General features: G+C 66.5%; 21 protein-coding genes and 1 pseudogene. 9 read left to right on the plus strand and 13 right to left on the minus strand.

Annotation, left to right across the window (positions count from 1 at the left end):
• The first annotated feature begins 102 nt into the window (after positions 1-102).
• Complete coding sequence (locus ACWCPQ_RS26810) at positions 103-1290, plus strand: DUF5685 family protein (protein ID WP_449903740.1); 1188 nt, start codon at positions 103-105, stop codon at positions 1288-1290.
• Between the two features lie 9 nt (positions 1291-1299).
• Here the strand turns inward: ACWCPQ_RS26810 and ACWCPQ_RS26815 are convergent, their stop codons facing one another.
• On the minus strand, positions 1300-2385 hold the full coding sequence (locus ACWCPQ_RS26815; protein WP_449903801.1) for an acyltransferase family protein: 1086 nt from the start codon (positions 2383-2385) through the stop codon (positions 1300-1302).
• Between the two features lie 361 nt (positions 2386-2746).
• Here ACWCPQ_RS26815 and ACWCPQ_RS26820 point away from each other — a divergent pair, with 361 nt between their 5' ends.
• Entirely contained in the window at positions 2747-3922 is a 1176-nt protein-coding gene (locus ACWCPQ_RS26820; RefSeq protein ID WP_449903742.1) for a DUF3068 domain-containing protein, read from the plus strand.
• Between the two features lie 145 nt (positions 3923-4067).
• Here the strand turns inward: ACWCPQ_RS26820 and ACWCPQ_RS26825 are convergent, their stop codons facing one another.
• The 5 genes from ACWCPQ_RS26825 to ACWCPQ_RS26845 form a co-directional block, all read right to left on the minus strand.
• A complete protein-coding gene (locus ACWCPQ_RS26825; RefSeq protein ID WP_449903744.1) occupies positions 4068-4631 on the minus strand; it encodes a flavoprotein in 564 nt (187 codons plus the stop codon).
• A 75-nt stretch (positions 4632-4706) separates the two neighbouring features.
• A complete protein-coding gene (locus tag ACWCPQ_RS26830; protein ID WP_449903746.1) occupies positions 4707-6221 on the minus strand; it encodes a hypothetical protein in 1515 nt (504 codons plus the stop codon).
• Positions 6222-6407: 186 nt separating this feature from the next.
• Positions 6408-6950, minus strand: coding sequence for a hypothetical protein (locus ACWCPQ_RS26835; RefSeq protein ID WP_449903748.1), 543 nt, complete (start codon positions 6948-6950; stop codon positions 6408-6410).
• Between the two features lie 84 nt (positions 6951-7034).
• Positions 7035-7268 carry a hypothetical protein gene (locus ACWCPQ_RS26840; RefSeq protein ID WP_449903750.1) on the minus strand — a complete coding sequence of 78 codons (234 nt, stop codon included), beginning with the start codon at positions 7266-7268 and terminating at the stop codon, positions 7035-7037.
• The gene (locus ACWCPQ_RS26845; protein ID WP_449903753.1) at positions 7265-7468 is read right to left on the minus strand and encodes a hypothetical protein; all 204 of its coding nucleotides are present in this window, start codon (positions 7466-7468) and stop codon (positions 7265-7267) included. Before ACWCPQ_RS26845 ends, ACWCPQ_RS26840 begins: the two co-directional genes overlap by 4 nt.
• 553 nt (positions 7469-8021) lie before the next feature.
• On the opposite strand from ACWCPQ_RS26845, the gene ACWCPQ_RS26850 reads away from it, so the two are divergent.
• Positions 8022-9194, plus strand: a complete 1173-nt coding sequence (locus ACWCPQ_RS26850; protein ID WP_449903755.1) for a hypothetical protein — start codon at positions 8022-8024, stop codon at positions 9192-9194.
• Positions 9191-9670 carry a hypothetical protein gene (locus tag ACWCPQ_RS26855; protein WP_449903757.1) on the plus strand — a complete coding sequence of 160 codons (480 nt, stop codon included), beginning with the start codon at positions 9191-9193 and terminating at the stop codon, positions 9668-9670. The genes ACWCPQ_RS26850 and ACWCPQ_RS26855 overlap by 4 nt, the downstream gene beginning before the upstream one ends.
• A gap of 477 nt (positions 9671-10147) precedes the next feature.
• On the opposite strand, the gene ACWCPQ_RS26860 is transcribed toward ACWCPQ_RS26855, so the two are convergent.
• Positions 10148-10369 carry a hypothetical protein gene (locus tag ACWCPQ_RS26860; protein WP_449903759.1) on the minus strand — a complete coding sequence of 74 codons (222 nt, stop codon included), beginning with the start codon at positions 10367-10369 and terminating at the stop codon, positions 10148-10150.
• A 473-nt stretch (positions 10370-10842) separates the two neighbouring features.
• Between ACWCPQ_RS26860 and ACWCPQ_RS26865 the strand changes: the two genes are divergently transcribed.
• Both ACWCPQ_RS26865 and ACWCPQ_RS26870 read left to right on the plus strand, forming a co-directional pair.
• On the plus strand, positions 10843-11394 hold the full coding sequence (locus tag ACWCPQ_RS26865; protein ID WP_449903762.1) for a hypothetical protein: 552 nt from the start codon (positions 10843-10845) through the stop codon (positions 11392-11394).
• Between the two features lie 176 nt (positions 11395-11570).
• The gene (locus ACWCPQ_RS26870) at positions 11571-12296 is read left to right on the plus strand and encodes a hypothetical protein (RefSeq protein WP_449903764.1); all 726 of its coding nucleotides are present in this window, start codon (positions 11571-11573) and stop codon (positions 12294-12296) included.
• 293 nt (positions 12297-12589) lie between these two features.
• On the opposite strand, the gene ACWCPQ_RS26875 is transcribed toward ACWCPQ_RS26870, so the two are convergent.
• Together ACWCPQ_RS26875 and ACWCPQ_RS26880 are read right to left on the minus strand one after the other, a co-directional pair.
• Positions 12590-13456: a MaoC family dehydratase gene (locus tag ACWCPQ_RS26875; protein ID WP_449903803.1), complete on the minus strand. Its 867-nt coding sequence runs from the start codon at positions 13454-13456 to the stop codon at positions 12590-12592.
• Positions 13456-14814: a 3-oxoacyl-ACP reductase gene (locus tag ACWCPQ_RS26880; protein ID WP_449903767.1), complete on the minus strand. Its 1359-nt coding sequence runs from the start codon at positions 14812-14814 to the stop codon at positions 13456-13458. The genes ACWCPQ_RS26875 and ACWCPQ_RS26880 overlap by 1 nt, the downstream gene beginning before the upstream one ends.
• 191 nt (positions 14815-15005) lie before the next feature.
• Between ACWCPQ_RS26880 and ACWCPQ_RS26885 the strand changes: the two genes are divergently transcribed.
• Positions 15006-16298: an acetyl-CoA C-acetyltransferase gene (locus tag ACWCPQ_RS26885; RefSeq protein ID WP_449903769.1), complete on the plus strand. Its 1293-nt coding sequence runs from the start codon at positions 15006-15008 to the stop codon at positions 16296-16298.
• Positions 16299-16449: 151 nt separating this feature from the next.
• Here the strand turns inward: ACWCPQ_RS26885 and gnd are convergent, their stop codons facing one another.
• A complete protein-coding gene (gene gnd, locus ACWCPQ_RS26890) occupies positions 16450-17481 on the minus strand; it encodes a phosphogluconate dehydrogenase (NAD(+)-dependent, decarboxylating) (protein WP_449903771.1) in 1032 nt (343 codons plus the stop codon).
• A 336-nt stretch (positions 17482-17817) separates the two neighbouring features.
• On the opposite strand from gnd, the gene ACWCPQ_RS26895 reads away from it, so the two are divergent.
• Positions 17818-20430, plus strand: a complete 2613-nt coding sequence (locus tag ACWCPQ_RS26895) for a VanW family protein (RefSeq protein ID WP_449903774.1) — start codon at positions 17818-17820, stop codon at positions 20428-20430.
• Between the two features lie 98 nt (positions 20431-20528).
• Here ACWCPQ_RS26895 and ACWCPQ_RS26900 read toward each other — a convergent pair whose 3' ends face one another.
• Positions 20529-21620, minus strand: coding sequence for a DUF4185 domain-containing protein (locus ACWCPQ_RS26900; RefSeq protein WP_449903777.1), 1092 nt, complete (start codon positions 21618-21620; stop codon positions 20529-20531).
• A gap of 149 nt (positions 21621-21769) precedes the next feature.
• Positions 21770-22621, minus strand: a complete 852-nt coding sequence (locus ACWCPQ_RS26905; RefSeq protein ID WP_449903779.1) for a TetR/AcrR family transcriptional regulator — start codon at positions 22619-22621, stop codon at positions 21770-21772.
• Positions 22622-22690: 69 nt separating this feature from the next.
• Between ACWCPQ_RS26905 and ACWCPQ_RS26910 the strand changes: the two genes are divergently transcribed.
• Positions 22691-23383, plus strand: coding sequence for a hypothetical protein (locus ACWCPQ_RS26910; protein WP_449903781.1), 693 nt, complete (start codon positions 22691-22693; stop codon positions 23381-23383).
• 293 nt (positions 23384-23676) lie between these two features.
• Here ACWCPQ_RS26910 and ACWCPQ_RS26915 read toward each other — a convergent pair.
• A pseudogene (locus ACWCPQ_RS26915) lies at positions 23677-23761 on the minus strand (HAD family phosphatase); the annotation flags it as partial.

The raw sequence follows: 23761 nt of genomic DNA on the forward strand, positions 1-23761 counted from the left end.
CCGCTCAGCGGATCACTGCCCTGTTGCGCGGAGTTGGGGGACTCCGTAATTTCGATGCCCGCAACGGATATCGCGGAGGACGGCATCCGGTCGGGAGGGAAAATGTTCGGAATATTGCAGCCGTGCCGGCACGGCGCCGAGAAGTACGGGGTGGACCCGGGTCTGTGGCAGTCCCATATGTGCGGGCTGTGCCTCGGCCTGCGCGACGGGCACGGGCAACTGACACGCAGCGCGACCAATACCGACGCGGTAGTGCTCGCGGTACTCACCGAGGCCCAGGCCGCGGCCCCCGCCGCCCGGCGCACGGCCGGGCCCTGCCCACTGCGCGGAATGCGTACGGCGCGGGTCCCGGTGGGTGCCTCGGCGCCGGTCCAGCTGGCCGCCACCGCCTCGCTGTTGCTCGGTTCCGCCAAGGTCGCCGACCATATCGACGACGGCGATACCCGCCCGAGGTTGCATCGTCCTATGCGCCGGGTCGCGACCGGCTGGGCAGCAGGTGCCCGAACCCGGGCCGCCGCCATCGGGCTGGATATCGCACCTCTGGTAGCGGCGATCGAGGCGCAGGTGGAGGCCGAACAGCGGATCGCCGCCGGTGACGATCCGGCGGACGCGTCCGCCCTGGACGAGCTGACCCGCGCCAGCCGCCTCTGTGCCGCGCAGTTCTTCGCTCATACCGCAGTACTGGCCGATCGCCCGGACAATGTGGAGGCGTTGCGCGACGCGGGTGCCGAATTCGGCCGGATCGCTCATCTGACCGACGCGCTCACCGACTATCACGCCGATGCTGCCGCGGACCGTTTCAACCCGCTCGCCGCCACCGATACCACACCGGCCGAGGGCTACGCGCTGGTCCGGGAATCGGAGCACGCCCTGCGGGTATCGCTACGGTCGGCCGGCCTGACCGGCCTCCCCGCCCTGCGCTGGGCACTGCTGGATCCGCTGAAATCCACCGTCCGCCGGGTCGGTCGCGTCATCGCCCCGCCGCCCGTCGCCTCGGCGCGGCAGTACCCGGTGAGTATCGGGTCCACCGGGCAGCACCCGCCCCTGGGCCCGCCTCGGCAGCCCGGTGTCGCCGAATCGATCCAGTTGATCCTCACCCAGTACTGCACGGGCTACGCCTGCTGGGCCGAACACACCCGTCCGTGCAGTGGTGAGCGCAAGCAGTCCTGGGCCGACCGTGGCTGTGATTGCCCCTGCGACTGCAGCGGCTGCTGTGACTGCGGGAGTTGCTGCGGTGACGGCTGCTGCTGCGACGGTTGCTGCTGCGACGGTTGCGGTTGCGATTGCTGAATCGCCCGTTCAGGATCCGGTCGGCCGGGGCCGGTCGCGGCGCCGGGCCCATTGTCGGCACGGCTCTTCCACCAGAGCGTGGCTGGCCGCGGCGATCGGCAGGGTGAACGCGACCGTCAGGACCAGTACGACTCCGAAATTGCCCTGGAACGGCAGGATGCCGAATACCGGGAAGATCACCGACAGTACGGCGAGATGCCAGATGAAAATGCCGTAGGACCAGCGTCCGGCCGTCGCGACCGGTGCCGCGGTGAGCCAGCGGTGCGGTTTGTCCGGTGGTCCGAGCACCAGCGGAGCCAGCAGCGCGAAACCGATCACCGCGCCGAGTCCCATCTTCGCGGCGTACTGCCAGGGCTCGGCCCGGGTCAGTCCGGCGACCCCGCCCAATCGAGTCGACGACGCCACGAACGCCGCGGCGGCGATCGCCCACATGACGGGCTGGTTGCCCAGCAGTCTCGCGCGTTGCCGCCAGCGGTCGTCGCAGGTCAGTTCGGCGAGCAGCATGCCGCCCGCGAACCAGGGGATATAGGCCGGAAGCCAGTTGTCGGCGTGGATGGCGTCCGGCGTCGGGACCGGGATGAAGTTCCAGCTCAGGAACGCCACTCCGAGGGCGAGGACCGCCGGTACCCGCGCCGCCGCGGCCCGGCCGCGCAGCCAGTGCAGCAGCCAGGCCAGTAGCGGTAGCGCTATATAGAAGGCCACCTCGACCGACAGGCTCCACATCTGGGTGAGTCCGTCGGTAAGGGTGAGGGGGACGAAGACCTGCAGGAGCAGCAGATTCGACATCCATACCTGTACACCGGCGGTATGCGCGGCCGCGGGCACCAGGAGCAGGACGGTGCAGACCACGACCCAGTAGGCGGGCACGATCCGCGCCACCCGATGGCGCAGGTAGTACCCGAGGCCGGGGGCCTCGCCGAGTCCGCGCGCGGTGAGCGCGTGCGGTCGCCACAGCAGGAAACCCGACAGTGCGAAGAACACCGCGACGGCCATATCGAAGCGTTCCAGCAGCCGGCCCAGCCCCGGAATCCCGGTGGCGCCCGTCTGGAAGGCGACGTGGGTGAGCAGTACGCCCAGCGCCGCCAGACCCCGCATACCCTCGAGCGCGGGGAGAAAGCCCCGCTGACGTGCCGCGAGTACCCGAGGCTGCCCGGTCCGGCCGGGGTCGCCGCTGGATCGGGCCTGGTCAGCGGCGGAAGCGCCGGGTTCGACGGATGGCCGGGAACCGGTATCGGTGGTCGGAGTGGTCGTCATCGGGGTCCAGTCTGCCGGGCCGCTCACGCGTGGAGGAAGCCGGTATTTCACAATGCGGGTTAGACTCCCCCCGTTTTCGGTCCGATTCCGGCCTCGCCAACGCCTGGGTAACCCCCAGGCTGTTAGTGTCAGGGCTCACGAGTGCCGCGGCGTCCCGCTGTACCCGCGGAACGACCTGTGTTCTACGACGAGGAGACTTTGCATGGCACTGAGTGCCGGAACCAGAAGGACGGTTGCCTGCGTGCTCGTGGGTCTCGGCGCGTTGCTGATCGTCGCAGCGTTGATGATCCCGACCTACACCGTCAGCAAAATGGCCAAGACTCCCCTCGATCTCGAGATCACCACGGTCGCGGTCAACCAGAAGGATCAGGAGAGCCTGGTCCTGGACTCGTCGTCGCTGACAGCCGAGGGTCGCTCGGCCGAGGTCAACAAGAACGTTCCGCTGGTCTCCCAGCGCTTCCTCACCGTCGAGGATCCGTCCGACGCCGACGAGATGACCATCCAGGCCGGTAACACCCTGCGCCGGATCGACAAATCCGGTGACACCGGCGTGCTGACCGCCTACGTCGACCGGGTCACCATCTCCCGGACGAGCGGCGAGCCGGTGGCCACCGATCCCAACGGATCGATCGCGATCACCACCAACACCAAGGGTGAGGCCCTCGCCGATCCGGTCCAGCACACGGGGCTGCAGTACCGGTTCCCGATCGGCACCGAGAAGAAGACCTACCCGTACTTCGATGTGCTCGCCCGGACCACCACGGATATGGAGTTCCAGGAAGAGACCGAGATCAACGGCACCAAGGTCTACCACTTCCGGCAGAACGTCCCGGTGACCAAGCTGGCCGATGTCTCGAAGGCGCCGACCAACAAGCTGGAACTGCCCGCCGCCAAATGGGGCGTCGAGGGCGGCGACGAACCGGTCACCATGTACCGCTTCTACGGCAACACCCGCGACGTCTGGGTCGAGCCGGAGACCGGCACCATCGTCAAGGGTGGCGAGCAGCTGAACATCTTCTACAGCCGCACCGCCGACAAGGTCGAGGTCCCCGCGCTCAAGGCCAATATGGTCTTCGATACCGACACCGTGGAATCGCAGCTGGCGGTGGCCAAGGACAATATCGACAAGCTGTCGCTGTTCGGGCGGGTGCTGCCGATCGTCTTCGGCATCATCGGTGTCCTGGCGCTGATCGCCGGTATCGTCCTCGGCGTGACCGGCGGTCGCGGCGGCACCCCGGCCCGCCCCACCGGCCCGACGGGTCGCCGTCCCGGCGGGAGTTCGCCGGTGGCCGCTTCGGAAGCCCCGACCACCACTCTGCCCCGGACCGGTAACGCGGACGCTCCCACGGAGACGATCAAACTCCCGAAGAATCTCTGAGGTAAGAACACAGGAGGTGCCCCGGACCGATGGTCCGGGGCACCTTTGTTTTCCCCAACAGCGCCTTTCACCGCCGCAGCCGATATCCGATGTTCTCGGCGCATTCCGTAAGACCCGGCACCGGGTCACGTCGAAGCGTCGATGGTCAGCTCGGTATCGAGAGTCTCGGGTGATCGAGTGTCGCGCGCCAGGCTGTTTCCCACGGGAAGCGGTCGATATACCGTTCGCCGGTGCCTGGTTCGGGCTGTTCGTAGACCTCATCGCCGACGAGCATGGTCACGCCCCAGCCGGAGAGCTTGCGGATGGCCTCCTGCACAGCGGGAAAGCTCATCTGTGCCCGGTTCGAGAACGGCACAGCGACGACAGGCAAGCCCTTGCCGACTGCTTCGACCAGCAGACCGAGTGGGAGAGTGTCGGATATCCCGGCCGCCCACTTCGCCACTGAGTTGCAGGTGATCGGGGCGACGATCATCGCGTCGGCCGGGGGAAGCACATCGGGGGTGCCGGGTTCCTTGTACTGGCTGCGCACGATATGCCCGGTCTTGGCTTCCAGTGCGGCGGGGTCGATGAACCGCCGCCCGTCCGGGGACGCGATCACGCACACGTCCCAGCCGTCCGCTTGGGCCAGATCGACGAGCTTGCCGATATCCCGCGCGGCAGACGAACCGGTCACGATGGCGTACAGGACGGGATCTCCCTGATCGTTCATAGCCTCATGGTGTCAGCGCACGTCTCGCTCCCCGGGTTCGCCCGCAGCCACCGTAAGGACTTCGGCTGCTGGGCTCTACCGCTCGCGGCGGAAGTCCCTCGTTCGTTCCCGAGCCCGGTCCTCGGCCGCGTGTGCGCGGGTGACCTGCGGTGGCTCCGCCATCCGCCCTTCGGCCGCGGCTCTGGCTATTTCCGGTGGTACCCCACGGGCGATGAGCCGGGACTCGACCTGCTGTACTTCTCGATCGCGTATCGACCGGAGGTCGTCGGCCGGTGAGGACAGTCGGGCAAGCACGCTGGCTTCCGCCGCGTCGACCGGCACTCCTCTCGCGACGAGTGCGGCGACTCTGTCGTCCATGGCAGTCCGACGTGCCGCAGCTTCCGCGCGGTCGCGTTGTGGCAGTTCGCGGGCAAGGTCTTTCGGATCACGACCGCGGTCACTATCCCGCAGCACGGGTGCCGGCATCGCGGGCGCCTGTAGCCGTGCCTTCTCGGGTTCGACACCGCGTGCGATCAGTCTTTCTCTATTGACCTCGGTCGCCAGCCGCGACAGCTCGGCCCGCTGCCGTAGCGCGGTCTCGTTCTCCACGACGGCGCCGATTGCCCCGATCTGTCGCGATACCTCCCTGTCCTTCTCCTGACGCGCGGCTTCTTGCTCGCGCAGTTGTCCGGCGAGCTGTTCCGAGTCTCCTGGGGACCGGGCGGCTGCCTCTCGCTCGGTCCGACGCTCCAGTTCCTGGTTCTTCCCGAGCGCGTACGCCAGCCCTTGGAAACTCTCGCGGGTCTGTTCGAGGTTGATTCGGCCTGCGTCGAGCTGCTGCTGTAGCTCGCGGGCCGCCTCCTGCGACCCGCGGTCGATCAGCTCACGTTCCCGCTGTGTCAGGGTGTAGGTGATCTGGTCGACGGCGGCGTGCCGCTCGGCATCCTGCTCGGTCAGCTGGGTTTTCTGTTCTTGCTCCAGCGATTTCGCCGCTTGGAACCGCAACCCCAATCCATTGCGGTCCTCCTCGGCGATATCGCGTTCCGCGATCCCCTGGGTCAGTGCGAGCTCCCGCAGCTCCCGCGCCATCAAGCGCAACTGCTCGATACCCGCGGTAGGTGCTTCCCGGGCGTAGGCGCGGGCAATCTCGGTGATCGACAGGCCGCGGGCCTCGCGTTCCGGGAGCCGGCCGAGATTGGCCGCCAGTTCCTGACGGTTTTCGCGCTCCAATGCCCGCGCACCGGCTTCCATGATCCGGCCGTAAACCTTCTCGTTCATGGACTTGTGGATGAAGGTGTCCGGGAATCGGGCCTTCAGTGCCGAGAGCAGAGCGCGTGCCTCCTTCGCCATCTCTTGGTCTTTCTCGGCGCGGGTGTACAAACGCACGGTTTCACCTCGTCGCAGCAGCGCTTCGTATCCGCGTAGCTGTCCGACGTCGCGGCCCTTGTTGAGGGCACCAGTCTTCGTCTCGTTGTTCTCGGCGACCGTGAGAGTCGGATCGTCTTCTCTGAGGTAGAAGTCGACTCGGATTTCTTTGCCGGTGACGGGGTCGACCTTGCGGGTGACTTCGCGTTCCCACCCGGATTGCGTGAGCCCGAATACGACATCCATCCCCTTTTCGAACGTCTTCCCCTGTACCCAGCGAGCCCGCCAGGACGCGGAGGCTTCGCGCCATTGGAGCGGCGTCCTCGGAAGCTCCCCCTCCCTGAGCTTTCGCGGGATGTAGTTCTGTTCGTACTGGTGGCGCTCCGCGGGAGTGAGCGCCTCCGGTCTATCCCCCGGCCCCATTCATCTGCCCTACAACTCGTTTCCATCGGCCTCGGCGACCAGCCGTTCGAGGTAGAGGCGCTCGTACTCCTCGACGGTGGGCCGCCCGAACTCCAGCCACCGCTCGTACTCCTCGACCATGTTGCCCAGCACCCAAACCAGCTGGGTCGGCTGCTGTGGCTTCTTCACGAAGGCTCCGCCGATCTGCTCACCCGCGTCGAATGCCCAGGGGGAAAACGGGAACAGCAACTGCGGAAAGGACGCGCGACCCTCGTACATGTGCCCGGCGTTGACCCACCGGGCCTCGGTTGCCCGTCGGTGCACTTCCCCGATGTAGCGGCCGAACCTGTCAGCGAGTTCAGCATTCTCCGGGGCGGAAATTGCCTGAGTGCCGCCGAACCGTTCCCGGATCGCCCGCTCGCACAACGCAAGCCCTTCGGCGCTGTACGGACTATCGAGCGCGCCGACCGCGGGCGCGTCTTCGGTGAGGAATCGGTGCAGCTCGCCATCCATGGCTTCCAGCCACGCGAGGTAGGCCGGGTCTTGCTGGGCACGCTCGAATTCGAGAGTCATCACATGTCCTTCGATCGCATTACCGGTGATCAGGCGATTGGACCACCGGACCGGCCGGCGCCGACACACAGTAAAGAGAACCACTCACCAGCGAACCCCCTGCGCGTACCGCTCGGCCATGTCGTAGCGCGGGCATCTGTGGCTGCGGTGAATGTCCATGACGTGCAGCGCGTGTGAGTAGCCGCGGATCGCGTCCGCGTAGTGGCAGGCTCCCCACGGGTCGAGCGATTTGAGACCGGCCGCTACCTGCCGGAGCAACCCGATATCGTCGCTGAGCCACCGCGTACGGATATGCAACCCGTGAACGGTCGCCATCATGCCCCCCTACGCCCGGCCGTCACCAGCCGTGCTCGTATCGCGGCTACACCTTCGATGGGTGTCACCCCACTCAGCTCGGCGCAGTCACCGGCGCCGATGACTCCGACCGCGACGGCATCGGCCAGGAGCTTCGTGTACTGCTCGGCGGTGGCTGGGTGTTCTCCGTGCCACAGCACTCTCCCGAACAGGTCAGCGGCCATCAACACGCTTCGCTCGCATAATCGGCGGCCATCTGAAACCGGGGACACCGGTGCGCGATATGGACGGCCATCACCTGGTGAGCGTGTGCGAATCCGCGCAAAGCGTCGTCGGTCCAGCAAGCGGCGGGCCAGTCGACGCGGGCCCTGTCCCCGGCCTGCCAGATGCGGAGCGTTGCGGCCATAGCCCGGTTCGTAGCTGACCTCAGCGGCGCTGTCGACAGCTCGCTCATAGTGCTTTCTCCCCTGTCGTAGTCGTGATGCACCCGGCGTCGGGGCCGTCTATCGGTCCGGTTGGGTCTGTGGCAACCCGCAGGCCGATTTCGCAACAACCCGACTCCGGGGCTGGATCCAGCTTCTACGGCACCAAGCTTCTGCGCGACGGCGCGAAATGGGGAAGACCGTGGGAAAATGCTGGGAAAGTTGCTATCCCGCAACCGATATGTGGCATCTTCGGAATAGGTCCAGATGAGAGGCCGACCCCGTGACCGAACGGAATGACCTACTGAGGGACGCCCGGTTACGGGTCGAATCGCCCGGGGATCCGGGTCACTCGATGACGCGCCAAGAGTTGGCCGACGCCATCAACGACCACGTTTTCCGGGCCACGAATAAGCGTGGTGCTGTTGATGAACGGCATGTCGGCAAATGGGAACGAGGCGAGACACGCTGGCCGCGGTCGCACTACCGTGCTGCTCTGCGGGCAATTCTCAATGTCGCATCCGATGCTGAAATCGGCTTCTCCGGGCGCCGCGCGGTTGCGGATGACGAGGACTTGAACCGGAAGCAATTTCTACAAACCGCGCTCGCCGCCGGGGCAAGCGCGATGTTGACCAGTGCACCCAACGATGCGGAATTGGTCGAATCCATTGCCGGGCCGACCGGGCACTACCGGCGGATGGAATCGACCGTGCCATCCGATCAGCTACATCCAGCGGTCGAAGCGCATCGCGACCTGGTGACCGGCATAGTGCGTGACCGTCTGCGTACATCGAACGGGTTCCGTGCACTATCGGAGATAGCCGGCCTGGCTGCGTGGTTGGCCGCCGATCGTGGTGACGATGCGACCGCGCGCCAGCGCTACGCCGAAGCGATTCGGTACGCGGAACGTACCCATCATCCATTGCTGGTTTCCTACATGACTGCGAGCCTTGGGCACTACGCCGTGGAGACCGGAGACGCACTCGCCGGCCTCAACCTACTCCGCACTGCGTCCGCCCAGATGGGCCGCGATGTTCCCGACAGCGCCGGCGCATGGATGGCGTCCCTGCTCGCGGTGGCTCACGCAGCGAACAGCGACCGCACGGCCACACTAAGAATGCTGCACCGCGCCGAACACCTGGCGGATCGGCAGCGCGGAGAACCGAGGTGGCCGTGGGTGTTCGTATTCGATAGCGCGAAGGCGGCCCGATATCAGTCGAGCGCCTTGGCCCGACTCGGCGACCACCGCGCAGCGCGGAACGCATTCGCCCTCGCTGCGCCCGCGCTCGCGGCGGCGAAACCACGCGCGCTCGCCCAGGTCGAGCAAGCGCACGTGCTCGCCCGGATCGGCGATATCGAGGGCGGCTGCTCCCTCGCGACGGAGGCGTTGGAGGTTGGGTTGAGGTACCGCAGCGAACGAATCACCAGGCTCGCACGGGATTACCGGGCCAGTCTGCCACCCAGGACCCGTGAAGCTCGGGCCCTCGACAATGCACTGGCCGCCCTATACCGGCAGGACGAACTTTGACACGGATAGCCATCACCGGACACCGCGGCCTGCCAGAGCAGACCACCGCGCTCGTCGACGCACAGCTACGCGCCGAGCTACGAGACAGGACGGGCGGTGAACTAGTGGGCATCAGCTGTATCGCAGACGGACCCGATTCACTGTTCGCGACCACTTTGCTCGAGTTCGGTGGATCCCTCGTCGTGGTGGTCCCGGCCCAGCGGTACCGCGAGAGTCTGCCCGCAACGCATCACCCGATATACGACGAGCTCACCGCGGTAGCCGCCGACGTGATCGAACTCGACCACGTCGAGTCGGACTCGGAAGCGCACCAGGCAGGCAGCGTGCGAATGCTCGACGAGGCCGACGAGCTGATCGCGGTGTGGGATGGGAAGCCCGCCCGCGGCTACGGCGGTACTGCCGATGTCGTGGCCGTCGCTCGCGAGCGGGGCATGCCGGTAACGGTCGTGTGGCCGGAGGGGGCAACGAGGGATTGAGTCCGGGTCGGTGGCAGGTTCCTCGAGCCACACTCGGCGCCCCTCCTCCCGGTAGATGTTCGGTCATTCTTGTTCTCTGGCGGTCCGTGGTTCGGAGCTCCGTTTCGAGTCGGATACGGCGTGGTGATCGATTGTCCCGGCCGGTGATTGTGCTGCGTGGCTCCGCATATCGGGTGGAGCAGGTGTGTCAAGCACCAGTTGAACCACGACAGTTCCCAACGCGATCGGTTGCCGAATTTCGCCATATAGGTTCAAGAGCGGCGGCGCCTGCGCGCCGCCGCCACGCAACCCGGCGTGGCCTGGCTGCGCTGGCGGCCCCACCGGGCGCGTCGGCGGCACGCTGGCGCCACCCGCTTTCGATCCGAGATGGTTGCTTTCGATAACCGAGAAGTGTGGGAACCATGAGAGCCGTACCCGACCTACCTCCCGCAGCCGCCCACGAATCGGCCGGCACTCTGCCCGGTCGACCGGCTGTGGTTACGACTGTTCACCGTGACGCCCGTCCGCAACAGTACGAGAGCCGCTGAAAAAGCCCAGAACGGTCGCCAACACGGTCACCGCAGTAGGCCAGTCCTCAACGACGCCAACCGCAGCCGCGAGGAAGACGGCCAGCACCAGCGCGACCAGCGGGTGAATATCACCGCCACCACCACTTTCGGGCTGCTTCCCGGGATTGCCCGACTTCGATGACATGTTCATGGTGCTTGCGTTCCTTTCTGATGACCAGCCGGGGACTGGTATTGCGATCCCACCTGCGGAAACGCAGCGGCATCGCACCTGCTCGACACTCACGCCGTGCCGACAGTCAGAACGGTAATTTCTCCGCCGCACCCGAAGTACCAAAGAATTTGGTACCAGGCTCTGCCCTGTGGACAACTCCCGCTTGTGTACAAAGATCTGCGCGACCTCCGGCCGCGTGGCCCAGCTGACTGGCGGCCTGCATTGTGTTCCCGCGCCCCTCCAGCTTCAAGGGCGCTTCGCGTCAGCTTCGCTGATGGCATTCGCCACCCTTGACCCCGGAGCCTCTACGCGAGAAAGGCAGGCCCTATGGGGCAGGCAGGGAAGCCAGCCCTTGTATGCACAGACCACCACCCAGCAGGGCCGGAGTGCTGGTCCCGACGTGATCAGCGAACAGACCAGACCTGTCGCATAGACACGGAATACTCGATCTTGTGGAGCAATACACGGACCAGGTCCAGATCAACGTCAAGTTGAATGACCGGGGTTTAGACGAGCCGCCCAGCGAAGAGTGGCTTCTCACCATCAACAGCCCCGGCCTCATCGACCGCAGCGCAGTTCGCGGTCACGTCCTTGACGAGCTCAAGCAGGACAACTACCTGCTCGCCACAACAGAACGTTCAGTTAATTGGGGCGCGAGCGGCGAGATCCTCGGGATAGTGATGACGGTAGCGACCGGAGCTGGTGGCGCTGTGCTGGCAACGAACATGACCAACCTGGCTAACCGTCTCTGCTCATGGCTCCCAAGTAGCCGGGCGAAGGAACCCATCGTCATGGCAGAGGAAGACGCGATTCGCGCCGCCAAAAGGCATCTCTGTCGAAGATATGACCTCGAATTCGACGACCTGACTGCCGTGGCGACCGGTACAGACTTCGTAACCAAACAGACAGAGGTGGAACTGACCGAGCCGGGCGGCAAGACCTACGTCACCACCATCTGGAAAAAGGCGGGGGGCGTAGAACTCTTAAAGGTGATCGTGCGCTAGGCCGTCGTCAGGCCGTGGGACGTCGGAAACGCCAGGGAAAGAGCGAGAACCACTGAGACTCGAACCCCAGCTCACACCCCACTAACCCGTTCATTTTGAGAGGCCATAGTTTCTGGCCGGAAGATCCTCGACATCTTCTGGGCGTATGTGTCGGGTAACCGGTAGACACTGTTCCCATGACAAACCTCAGCGACGTGTCGTTCGACTACCGCCCCCAGGCCGGAGTTCACAGCACATGGGTCATGTGGATCGACGATGCCGAGCACTTTGCCGAGCTAGACCGCCTGAGCGACGTCGAATCCGAGATCGAAGATGTAGTCGACGAGCACGCCGAGCAAACACAAAGCTCCATCGTCCGAGTCCAAGGGGCTCACGGGTGGCGAAGGTTTGAGATGTCGAACGGGGAGGAGCTCGACTTTCGTTGGGAACATGCCCCTATCGACTTCCGCTGCACCGGCTGCGGGTACGACGCATCCGGCGAGGGCTACATGGTCCACGATGAAGTTTGGGCGAAAGCGGGATTCACCGACGGGTGCTTCTGTATCGGCTGTCTTGAGGCTGCTCTCGGGCGCCGCGTCAGTACGCCTGACTTCCAGGACCTGCCGATGAACACCGATCCCTATCGGGTGCGATCCAAACGGCTTCGCGACAGACTTGGTGCACTGATCGAGACCGAACCCGAGAGGCCGAAGGTAACCCTTGACGCACCGGTGGGCAGCGCAGATTTCGAAGCATTCGACGACGAAGGTAATTCCTTTGAGATCACGCCGTGCAGGGAGTGTCTGCCTTGGCGCGCAGAAGTCGTGCGGGACGTCGAAGACGATCGGCCGATAGTTCGCGAGTGGCATGCCGCCGAATGTCCTCACCTTGCCTGGCTGCTCGACGAGCAGGACACGGTCTGATGCTGAGCGAGATCTGCCGGTTGTCACCGAGTTGTCACAAGTCATCCGGACAGCACTGGACAGAACGGGACTCCCACGGAGGTGTTTCAGCACCTCGCGGATAAGCACGTACAGCAGCGAGACAAGGGCGGACGCAACGTATTCGACTCGTAATGAAAAGGTCAGGTATCCGGTTCTCCCGGCTGGCTTCAGCAAATGACCCTGTTGTTGCTCGAGGTGTCTTTTTTGCGGTTGTGTTGGAAAACCCCGTCCCGGAGAGTTCCAGAACGGGGTTCACACGTAGGCCCCGCGGTTCAGCGCAGAGTGGCGGTGAGGTGCGGGTAGCCCTTTTTCGGATGCTTCAGCGCCAGATCCCAGCCCTCTTCGACCTGGTCGGCGTACACGTTCACTGTGGACGGCAGCAGAATCGGTTTGCCGAATTTCACGGCGTAGGAGGCCTTGTCCGGAACCCGGCCCTCTAGACTGCCGAGGATCGTTGCTGCCGACCACATCCCGTGCGCGATCGCCCGCGGGAACCCGAATGCCTTGGCACCCAATGCCGACGTGTGGATCGGGTTCTGGTCGCCGGAGGCGTTCGCGTAGCGGGTGATCGTCTTCTGATCGACCTTCAGCGTGCGCAGCGGTGGGGGCGGGACCTCGTCCGGTTTCGGTTCGGGTTTGGGGCCGCCCGACAGCGAGGTCTTCTGCTGGTGCAGGAAGGTGGTGACCTGCCGCCACACCAGTTCCCGGCCCACCCGGATCTCGCTGATCGCGTCGACCAGCAGACCTTTCGGGTGTTCTCGCAGATTCTCGATATGCGCGGTGATGTCGAGCGGTTCGCTCAGCGAGATCTCCCGGGTGCGTTCGATCAGGTTCTCCGCGTGTACCGCGCCGACCGCGACGAACGGGAAATCGCGCTGCACCACGAGTTTCATCACCAGCGGGAACGTGATGATGAACGGATAGGTCAGCGGCAGGGTGTCACCGAACCGCAGCCCGGTGGCCGCGCAGTAGGCGGCCAGATGGTCCGGGTCCACGTGATAGCCGTCGAGCCGGACCTCCCGGTCCGGGATCGTCGATTTCCGGTTCGACACCAGCGGTATCGGGACCGCGCCGAGCGCGGCCTTCACATAGAGACTGCCGTTCTTCGGCGGCGCGTCGAGGGTGATGGTCTCGGTCATCACGCGCCGATCATGCTCTGGCCGCAGACGCGGACGATATTGCCGTTCACCGCGTTCGACGCCGGGCTGGCGAAGTAGGCGATGGTCTCGGCGACGTCCACGGTCTGGCCGCCCTGGTTCAGCGAGGCCATCAGCCGGCCGCCCTCGCGGGTGGCCAGCGGGATCGCGGCGGTCATGGCGGTTTCGATGAACCCGGGGGCCACGGCGTTGATGGTGATGCCCTTGGCGGCGAGTTCCGGTGCTTCGGCGTTCACCATTCCGATGACCCCGGCCTTGGAGGCGCCGTAGTTGGTCTGCCCGCGGTTACCGGCGATACCCGCGATGGAGGAGACGTCGACGACCCGGCCGCCCTCTTTCAGCGCGCCCGCGGCCACCAGGCCCTGGGTGATCCGGTGCGGTGCGGCGAGGTTCACGTTCAGGACCGCGTTCCAGCGGCCCTCGTCCATATTCGCCAGCAGTTTGTCGCGGGTGATCCCGGCGTTGTGCACGATGATGTCGATTCCGCCGAAACGTTCGGTGGCGAATTCGGCCAGCCGCTGCGCGGCATCGGGTGCGGTGACGTCCAGCGCCAGCGCGGTGGCGCCCACCTTGTTCGCGGTCTCGGTCAATGCCTCGCCGGCGGCGGGGATATCGGCGACGATCACTTTCGCGCCGTCGCGGGCGAAGACTTCGGCGATGGTGGCGCCGATACCGCGTGCGGCACCGGTCACCACGGCGACCTTGCCGTCGAGCGGTTTGTCCCAGTTCGCCGGGGCGACCGCGTCGTCCTTGCCGACGCGGATCACCTGGCCGTCCACGAACGCCGATTTACCGGAGAGCACGAAGCGCAGCGTCGAGGCCAGGCCGGTCGCGGCCGGGGAGGCGTCGGGGTGCAGGTACACCAGCTGGGCGGTGGCACCGCGCAGCAGTTCCTTGCCCACCGACCGGGTGAAGCCCTCTAGTGCGCGCTGGGCGATCTGGCCGTCCACGCTGCCGGTGAGTTCGGGGGTGGTGCCGATGACCAGCACTCGGCCCGACGGCGCGATACTGCGCATCGCCGGCTGGAAGAACTCGAACAGCTGCGACAGATCCTCGATGCTGCCGATACCGGTGGCGTCGAAGACCAGGGCGCCGTATTTCGTTCCGGCGGCGAGCGAATCGGCGAACGTGTAGTCGTCGGCCAGCAGCGCCCGCAGCGGTTCGGCGACGCGGCCCTTACCGCCCAGCAGTACCGGTCCGGGTAGCGGGGGTTCCCCGGCCACGTAGCGCCGCAGCTTCTCCGGTTTCGGCAGACCCAGCTTGTTCGCGAGGAACCCGCCCGGCGCGGAATTGACGAACGATCCGTAGAGGTTGGGTGCACCCTTGCTCTTGGCTGCCACAGTTCCCACCTTTTCTGTTGCTCGATGTGGTGTGTCGGTAGTCGCCGGAGGCGGTGTCGACATTGAACTTACTCCGGAGTAAGTTTATCGTAAACCGAGCGCGGGCGGGCGTCGGATGCCGTGGCGGGGAGCCGCGGTCCGGGCCCGGAGCACCCGACCCTCTCACCAACTCGACAACCTGGGAGACCCGAGTGACCACCACATCCCGTACGACCCGTCCGGTAGCAATCCTCGGCGGTAACCGCATCCCGTTCGCGCGTTCCGACAAGGCCTACGCCCACGCCTCCAACCAGGACATGTTCACCGCGACCCTGGACGGACTGGTGAGCCGGTTCGGCCTGAAATCGGAACGACTGGGCATGGTCGCCGGTGGTGCGGTACTGAAGCGGGTCGGCGAGCACGGCCTGATCCGCGAGAGTGTGCTCGGTAGCCGGCTCAGCCCCTACACCCCCGCCCATGATCTGCAGCTGGCCTGCGGAACCGGTCTGCAGGCCGTCGTCACCGTCGGCGACGCGATCGCGGCCGGCCGGATCGACGTCGGTATCGGCGGCGGCACCGACACCACCTCCGACGCGCCCATCGGGGTCAGCGAGCGGATGCGGGAATGGATGCTGAACATCAACCGCGCGCGGACCAATGCCGAGCGGCTCAAGCTGGTGGGCCAGTTGCGCCCCGGCATGGTCGGGATCGAGATTCCGCGCAATGCCGAACCCCGCACCGGCCTGTCGATGGGCGAGCACGCCGCCATCACAGCCAAGGAATTCGGCGTATCCCGTGATGCGCAGGACGAACTGGCCTACCTGTCGCACAAGAACATGGCCGCCGCCTACGAACGCGGTTTCTTCGACGACCTGGTGACCCCGTTCCTCGGGCTCAACCGGGACGACAATCTGCGCCCGAACTCCTCGCTCGAGAAACTGGGTACGCTGAAACCCGTTTTCGGCGTGAAGCTGGGCGACGCGACCATGACGGCGGGTAACTCCACCCCGCTCACCGACGGTGCCTCGGCGGTGCTGCTGTCCAGCGACGAATGGGCGGCCCAGCGCAATCTGCCGGTGCTCGCGCACCTGGTCGACAGCGAAGTCGCTGCGGTCGACTACATCCACGGCCCCGACGGCCTGCTCATGGCTCCCACCTACGCGGTGCCGCGGCTGCTGGCCCGCAACGGGCTGACCCTGCAGGATTTCGATTTCTACGAGATCCACGAGGCCTTCGCGTCGGTGGTCCTGGCCACCCTGCAGGCCTGGGAATCGGATCAGTACTGCAAGGAGCGGCTCGGTCTCGACGGGGCGCTCGGCTCGATCGATCGCACCAAGCTGAACGTGAACGGATCGTCGCTGGCCGCCGGCCACCCGTTCGCCGCCACCGGCGGCCGGATCGTCGCCCAGGCCGCCAAACAGCTGGCAGAAAAGGGCTCGGGCCGTGCGCTCATCTCCATCTGCGCGGCCGGCGGCCAGGGCGTGGTCGCCATCCTGGAGCGCTGAGCGGATCCGGGACGGGTCCGTCCGGCAGGCGAGGGAAGCGCCCACGGCCGCGGCGGACCGGCAGGGGACAGGAGGTGCCCCGATCGACCAGATCGGGGCACATCCGTTTTCGTACGGCCGGTGGGTGCGCATTCGCGTGCTGTCGTGCGGCCTACTCCGACCCCGGTAGTTCGTGATGCCCGCCGAAGGCTTCGCGCATCGCCGACAGTGCCTTGTCCGCGTACGCGGATTCGCCGCGCGAGGCGAAACGCTGGAAGAGCGCCGCCGAGAGCACGGGGGCCGGAACGCCGATATCGACCGCCGCGTCGAGGGTCCAGCGGCCCTCCCCGGAATCGGAGACCCGGCCGCCGAAGGAATCCAGGTTCGGGTCGGCGTGCAGTTGTGCCGCGGTGAGGTCCAGCAGCCAGGACGCGACCACCGACCCGCGCCGCCACACCTCGGCGACCTCCGCGATATCGATGTCGTAGCGGTAGTACTCGGGATGTTCGAGCGGGGTCTCCTCCGCGGAGTACTCGCCGCCGGCCCGACTACCGTAATCGGCTTTGTGCATGATGTTGAAGCCTTCGGCGTAGGCGGCCATGGCCCCGTACTCGATCCCGTTGTGCACCATCTTCACGAAATGGCCCGCGCCCGCCGGGCCGCAGTGCAGGTATCCCTGTTCGGCCGGGCCGGGTGCACCCGTCCGACCGGGCGTGCGGGGCGCGGCCGCGATCCCGGGCGCGATGGCCTTCAGCAGCGGTTCCACGTACCGCACCGGTTCCGTCTCGCCCCCGATCATCAGGCAGAAACCGCGTTCGCGGCCGAACACACCACCCGAGGTGCCGATATCGAGGTAGTGGATACCGAGCGGGGTCAGCTGCTGGGCGCGGGCTATATCGTCGTGATACCGGCTGTTGCCGCCGTCGATGACGATGTCACCGGGTTCCAGCAGCCGCGCCAGCTGATCGACCGTGGCGCCGGTGAGGCCGGCCGGGATCATCACCCACACCACCCGCGGAGTGTCGAGATCGGCCACGAACTCCGCCAGGTCGGTACTCCCGCGGAAGCTGCCGCCGAGCTCGGCGGTGAGGTTTTCGATCACGTCGGCGTGGCGCTCGCAACCCACCGCGGTGTGCCCGGCGGCGACGATACGCCGCACGATATTGGCCCCCATCCGGCCCAGCCCGATCATGCCCAACTGCATCTCGCGTCCCCTTTTCATAGGAGTCCGGATCGCACGTCGTCACCGATTGTGCCCGCCGGTCGGAAAAATCCGCCGGGTTGATGTGTAACGACCTGTGCGTGGCACCGATATACCAGTCGGCTCCGTGCATTCGCCTGACCCCCGACCCGGCGACTGCACGGGGCCACTTTGCTGTCCGGGGCTCGTGAGGACGATATGTCCCAACTGCGACGTCACGCGGTATTCAGATGGCGCAGCTGTGATCGATCAGGCACTGAAGATTACAGTTCGGACAACTATCGTTGGCGAAGGCTCGCACCCGCGAGTCCCCGAAGTATCGATTGGGGAGGACGGTTCGTGAGCAGCGAATCGAACACCGACCGAGGTGACAGACGCGATTCCGGCCGTCGGCAGCCGATCGACGGCGGCCTACGTCAGCTGCTCCAGAACGGCCGCGCCCAGGAGGGACAGCAGCCGGCCCGGACCGAACCGGTGGACAATGTCGCAGCCGGCTGGCGTGGTGGCAGTTCCTGGCTGAACCCCAGCACGGGTGAACTGCAGGCGCAGCGGGAGCAGGGCCGGCCGTCGCCGGATCCCGGTTCCGGCGCGACCGCCCCGCAGAACCCGGCTCGCACTCCGGAGGTCTCCCGGCAACCCGTCGAACCGGGGTCGCCCGGTCGCGGCCCCGCCGCTCCCGGTCCGGGTGCTCCGGGGACGCCGCCGCCCAACGCTCCCAGGCCCGCGCCGCCCGGAGGTCCCGGGCCGGCTGCCGCCAACGGTCCCGGGCCCGCTGCCGGTTTCGGGCCGTCCGCTGGTCCCGGCCCGGGCGGCCCCGTCGGTCCCGGGCCGGCTCGCCCGGCCGCACCTCTTCCCGCCGCATCGGATCCCACCGGCTCCGATTACGCCACCCAGCAGTTCTCCCGGCCGAGCGCCGCACCCGCAACGCCCACCTTCGCCGATTCCGACCCCGACGACGCCCCGACGGAGGTCTTCGACTCGGCCGCGCTCGAGCAGCGGCTCTCCGGTGGTCCGTCCTCCTGGCCCGGACACCCCAACAATCCGACGAGCGCCGATATCCTGTCGCACGGTGAGTCCGGCCCGCCCACGCCGCCGCGCGGCCCGGGTGGTGGCCGCGGTACCGGCGGATCCGGTGCCGACGGCGGCCGTTTCTCCGGCGCCCGTGCCTGGCTGCGTTCTCCGAACGCCCGGCGCGTACTGCTGGTCGCCGCGATCGTGTTCGGTGTCGCACTGGTGGGATATATCGCCGATCTGGTGATGACCTCCGGCAAGATCCCGCGCGGTGTCGAGGTCGCCGGGGTCGCCATCGGCGGGATGGACAAGGCGGATGCCCGCGCGAAGTTGCAGGAGCAGCTCGACCCGCGCGCGGGCGAGGTCGTGCCGGTGAAGATCGCCGACGTACAGACCGAGCTGGTGCCCTCCGCCGCAGGTCTCGGGGTCGATTGGGAGGCGACCTGGGAGCGGGTCGGCGGGCAGCCGCTCAATCCGGCTTCCCGGCTGTTGTCGTTCGTCGCCTCTCGTGAGGTCGCGGTCGCCAGCTCGGTCGACGAGGCCGCGCTGAGCCGTACCTTCGACGAATTGAGGGTGCACGATCAGCCGCCGGTGGAAGGCGGTATCCACTTCGAGGGCACGCGGCCGGTCGAGGTGAATCCGACTTCGGGCCGGGTGCTGGATCTGGCCGCCGCCCGCACCGTCCTCACCGAACAGTGGGCGACCGCGAGCACCCTGGACCTGCCCGTCGCCACCGCGCCGCCGGCCGTCCGGCAGGACGCGATCGACCAGGCGATGCATCAGATCGCCGAACCGGCGGTGAGCGGCCCGGTGGTCTACACCGGTAAAGGGGCCTCGAGCGCCACCCTGAGCCCGGAGCAGATCGCCACCATCGTCGGCTTCGTACCCGACGGGCACGGCGGGCTGCGGGTCGAGTTCGACCACAAGGTGGCCACCGACCTGCTCGCTCCGCAGCTGGCCTCGACCGAGGTCGAACCCAAGGACGCGACCTTCACCTTCTCCGGCGTCCCGACCGTCGTCCCGGCGGTGGTCGGCGACAAGATCAACTGGGCGAAAACGCTGGAGCAGTTGCCCGCGATGCTCGCCGCCACCGGCGCGCAGCGCACCACCCCCGGAATCTACGAGCGGATCGAACCCAAACTCACCACGCAGGCGGCCGAGGGGCTCGGTATCAACGAGGTGATGGGCGAGTTCACCACCAGTGGTTTCACCGGACCGTCCGGGGTGAACATCCGTACGGTCGCTCAGGAGGTCGACGGTGCGATCGTCAAACCGAACGACACCTTCTCGCTGAACACCCACACCGGTCCACGCACCGCGGCCGAAGGCTATGTGGAATCCGGCATCATCGACCACGGCCGGCCCAGCAAAGCCGTCGGCGGGGGGATCAGCCAGTTCGCGACCACCCTCTACAACGCCGCGTATTTCGCGGGTCTCGAGGACGCCGGCCACACCGAACACAGCTACTACATCTCCCGCTATCCGGCGGCCCGGGAAGCGACCGTGTTCGACGGTGCCATCGACCTCCAGTTCCGCAACAACACTCCGCACGGTGTGTACATCCAGGCTTTCGCGGACAGCTCCGAGGTCACGGTCCGTATCTGGGGAACCAAGACGGTGAACGTGGAATCCATCACCGGCGAGAAGAGCAAGCCGACCGAACCGGAGACCATCAAGCTGCCCGAGGGCGACGACTGTATCGCCTCGACCGGCGCGCCGGGATTCACCATCTCCGACACCCGGGTGATCACCGATATCAATACCGGCGCCGAGGTTTCCCGGACCACCCGCACCGTGAAGTACGACCCGGTACCGGAGGTCGAATGCGAGGCCCCGGACAAGAAACCGGAGGAATCCGGAAACGATTCGAGCAGTGGCAATCAGCCCAGCACCAGTAGTCCGCCCACCAGCACCCGGCCCGGTCGCCCGGGATCCCGCTGAACGACGGCACCGCGCGCGGCCGGAGCCGCCCGCGTACAGCGAACCGCCCGCCCCGATGAATCGGGGCGGGCGGTGTCGTTTCCGTCGGTGGATACCGGTTACAGCGGGGTCTTCATGAGCAGCACGTTGTACTGACGGTGCACCGTCAGCAGGAAGTACAGGTCGCTACCGGTCTGGTAGGGGAAGATCATCGGCGCGTACGCCGTCGGGAGCGCGGCCGCCTCCAGCAGCACCCGGGGTGCGCTCCACGGCCCCTCCGGTGAGTCCGCGGTCCGCAGCACCACCGAGTTGAACGGATCGGTCGTCGTCATCACGAACTTGTGCAGATAATCGTTCCACTGCACCGACAGTTCGGCCACCCCGTCGACGACCGGTGCGGCGGCCTTGGCGTCGTTCGGCTTCCAGCCGTGGCCGTCCCAGTACTCGTAGGCGTCCAGATTCGCGATATCGGCTTCGCGCACCCGCGATACGAACCCGGGATGGTTGCGGCCCGCCGGAGTGCCGTACCGGTACACGAACCCGGCGTTCTTCACGAAGGCGTTCTGCTGGAACCGCTCGTGCCCGTCCACATTTGCCCGCCGCGTATTCGGCAGCTGGGCCCAGGTGCGCCCCCCGTCGCCGGAAGCCGCGAGCGTGGAGAAGTTGGTGTTCCACAGACCGTGGTCACCCCACTCCTTCACCGACATCATGCTCATGTACTGCACCCCGCCCACCGAGATACCCGCGGTGGGGATCAAACTGATCTCGATACCGGGGATCTTCGGGCTGGGCAGCGGATTCGGCACCGCGCCGTCGAAGACGATGCCCTGCGCGGGATCCTTGGTGTGGCTGAAGAACAGGGCATTGCTGGTCCACGCCCACACGCTGCCGGCCAGCAGATTGGGTACCCCCAGACCTGCGGAATCACCGAACGCGGTCAGCATCGTGCCGGCTCCGTCGTCCCACATGACGCCGAGATCGGTGCCGAGCACGTTCACCTGCTGGGTCCGGTTGGGGCTGTCCAATCCCGTCACCTGGTACACCGCCTGGGTGGGTCCCGGCAATGTCGGCAGCCCGCGGGGCTCGCCGTTGATTCCGGGGATCGGATTCACATTGTTCGGATCCGCGACGGCCGGGCCGGCCAGAACCAGCGCGGCGACGGCACCGGCGACGCCGGTACGCACCAGGACGGACAGTGGACGGTGGCTCATTCTCGATGTCCTCCTGCTCGGCGGCTGGGCGGTTTCGGTCGCTCATCTTGCCATGCTGTGCCGTCCGGCGCCCCTGCGACGGTACGGATCGAGGCCGATGAGGTATCACTGCGGCTCACCCCGGGGAGCGCGCCCTCGGCCGTCGGCGATCAGTGCGCCGGGTCTACGTCGGTACCGCTACCGGCCGCGCGCTGCTGTTGCCGTATATAGGTCTCGATGCCGTCGAGGATCCTCGCGAGGCCGAATTCGAAGCCGTCGAGCGAGGGCTCGTCTGTGAGGTACTCGGGGTCCCGGAGTACCTCGGCGACCGCGTTCAGGTTGCGGGTGCGCAGTTGCTCGTCCAGGAACAGGCGAATCGCGCGTACTGCCCGCTGTCGATCGGGATTCGCGCGTCGCAGCACCGCGGGGGTCGGGGTGCTGCGACGCAGGCCGGCGCCGTACCGCGCGTGGCTGTCGAGGAGGTATGCGCAGTTCAACATCTCCTGCGCGGCCATGCCGGTCGGTTCGAGGACGGTGATGAGCGCATCCAGCCATGCTGCGTTGTGCGGGGTCAGCGGGATGGTCGTCGGTGCGTCCATCAGCCACGGACGCGATAAGAAGCGTCGGAAGAGCTGACGTGACCACAGCGCGGCTCCGTCCCGCCAGGGACCGTTCCGCAGCGCCGGTGGATCGCCCCAGGCGCGGTCCGCCACGAGCGTGATCAGTTCATCTCGCGAGCTGATGTAGCGGTACAACGCATTGGTGGTCACGCCGATACGACTGGCCACCTTCGGAAGTGAAGCTGCGGCGATGCCCTCGTCGTCCGCCAGTTGCGTGGCGACCGCCACGATCTCCTCGACCGTATGTGCCGGTTTGGGGCCGCGGCGCGGTCCGGTATCGACGACACCCCAGGCCGCTGCCAGACCGGGTGGTAGCGCCTCGTGGAGGGTGTCCGGGGACTCGATCCGTAGTGCGGCGTCGTCCTCCACTGCCGCAGCTCGGGAGCTTTCGGGCGTGGTCATAGCCGAATCCTTCCAGAGGTGCAGCCGAAACAGTAGACGGCATGCACAGATCTCGTTACTGTGCATGCCATGAACAGTTCATTGCTTACACAGATAAGCTGTCCGGGTTCCGTGCGCCGCTGGGCCGGGGTTGCCGCGATCCTCGGCGCCGTCTTCGCGATGGCCGAGCTTCCGCTCTACTTCGTCGTGCCGTCGTGCAACCCACCGAGGTGCGGTGTCGACACCGGTAGCCTCATGCCGGACGGGCTGATCCTCGCCCGCACGCTGTTCAACTTTCTCGCCCTCACGCTGTTCCTGGTCTTCATGAGCGGTATCCGGCCACTGATCACGCAGGCAGACGCCCGCTACGAATGGTTCGGTGCGCTTGCCGGCACCACCGGGGTGGCCTGGACGATTGTCGACATGGTCGCCAAGGGTCTGGAGGGCGGCACCGCGATCAAGACAGCTGCCCGCATCGACCCGACCCGAACCGTTCCCACCTATCTCCTCTACGGCACCATCGGTCACCTGATGCTGCTCGTCTTCGGTCTCGCCTTCGGGTACGCGGTCCTGCGCAGCCGCGCGCTTCCGCGATGGATCGGCTGGTCGTCATTCGCCGTCGCGGTCCTTCATCTCGCGGGTGTGCCGTCGATGTTCTTCGGTTACGACTCGTCGCAGTTCTACGCATCCAACGGATGGGGCGCGGTCGCGATGTTCAACGGCTACACGGCCATCTGGCTCGGGATAGTCGGTGTTGCGATCCTGAGGAAGAAAACGCCCTGAGCATCGAACTTCCGCCGGTTCTCACAGGTGATCGGCTGCGTTGCCCTGACGGTACTGGTGGCGGGAACCTGCTCGCCGCAGGTGGTCACTCCGATTCCGAGGTCGATAACGGCCGGAAGGTCGGTGGTGAGTTCGTCGAGCCGGGCCGGTTCGAGGTAGCACAAGTCCTGCTGCCGATCAGCTCTGCGTTCCACGACCGACCCACTGCCCGGCCGCACTCCCGAACATCGTCTGGCGGGGTGTCCGGCGCATCGGTGGTGCGGCGTCGGCGAGCACCGTGTCTTTCTCGGACAACCCAGCAGTTCCGCCGCCCGGAGATAGACCGCCGGATCCGGTTTCCCGTGCGGCACCTCGTCACCGCAGACCGAGACATCGAAC

This window comes from Nocardia sp. NPDC001965 (assembly GCF_053594175.1).

What these genes read in the sequence shown, in the direction of transcription:
- ACWCPQ_RS26845 (WP_449903753.1), bottom strand. Translation starts at nt 7,468, where the DNA reads ATGGCCGCTGACCTGTTCGGGAGAGTGCTGTGGCACGGAGAACACCCA.
- ACWCPQ_RS26875 (WP_449903803.1), bottom strand. Translation starts at nt 13,456, where the DNA reads ATGACCGAGACCATCACCCTCGACGCGCCGCCGAAGAACGGCAGTCTC.
- ACWCPQ_RS26905 (WP_449903779.1), bottom strand. Translation starts at nt 22,621, where the DNA reads ATGACCACGCCCGAAAGCTCCCGAGCTGCGGCAGTGGAGGACGACGCC.
- ACWCPQ_RS26860 (WP_449903759.1), bottom strand. Translation starts at nt 10,369, where the DNA reads ATGAACATGTCATCGAAGTCGGGCAATCCCGGGAAGCAGCCCGAAAGT.
- gnd (WP_449903771.1), bottom strand. Translation starts at nt 17,481, where the DNA reads ATGCAGTTGGGCATGATCGGGCTGGGCCGGATGGGGGCCAATATCGTG.
- ACWCPQ_RS26840 (WP_449903750.1), bottom strand. Translation starts at nt 7,268, where the DNA reads ATGATGGCGACCGTTCACGGGTTGCATATCCGTACGCGGTGGCTCAGC.
- ACWCPQ_RS26835 (WP_449903748.1), bottom strand. Translation starts at nt 6,950, where the DNA reads ATGACTCTCGAATTCGAGCGTGCCCAGCAAGACCCGGCCTACCTCGCG.
- ACWCPQ_RS26810 (WP_449903740.1), top strand. Translation starts at nt 103, where the DNA reads ATGTTCGGAATATTGCAGCCGTGCCGGCACGGCGCCGAGAAGTACGGG.
- ACWCPQ_RS26815 (WP_449903801.1), bottom strand. Translation starts at nt 2,385, where the DNA reads ATGCGGGGTCTGGCGGCGCTGGGCGTACTGCTCACCCACGTCGCCTTC.
- ACWCPQ_RS26825 (WP_449903744.1), bottom strand. Translation starts at nt 4,631, where the DNA reads ATGAACGATCAGGGAGATCCCGTCCTGTACGCCATCGTGACCGGTTCG.
- ACWCPQ_RS26900 (WP_449903777.1), bottom strand. Translation starts at nt 21,620, where the DNA reads ATGAGCCACCGTCCACTGTCCGTCCTGGTGCGTACCGGCGTCGCCGGT.
- ACWCPQ_RS26910 (WP_449903781.1), top strand. Translation starts at nt 22,691, where the DNA reads ATGAACAGTTCATTGCTTACACAGATAAGCTGTCCGGGTTCCGTGCGC.
- ACWCPQ_RS26850 (WP_449903755.1), top strand. Translation starts at nt 8,022, where the DNA reads ATGACGCGCCAAGAGTTGGCCGACGCCATCAACGACCACGTTTTCCGG.
- ACWCPQ_RS26870 (WP_449903764.1), top strand. Translation starts at nt 11,571, where the DNA reads ATGACAAACCTCAGCGACGTGTCGTTCGACTACCGCCCCCAGGCCGGA.
- ACWCPQ_RS26820 (WP_449903742.1), top strand. Translation starts at nt 2,747, where the DNA reads ATGGCACTGAGTGCCGGAACCAGAAGGACGGTTGCCTGCGTGCTCGTG.
- ACWCPQ_RS26830 (WP_449903746.1), bottom strand. Translation starts at nt 6,221, where the DNA reads ATGGATGTCGTATTCGGGCTCACGCAATCCGGGTGGGAACGCGAAGTC.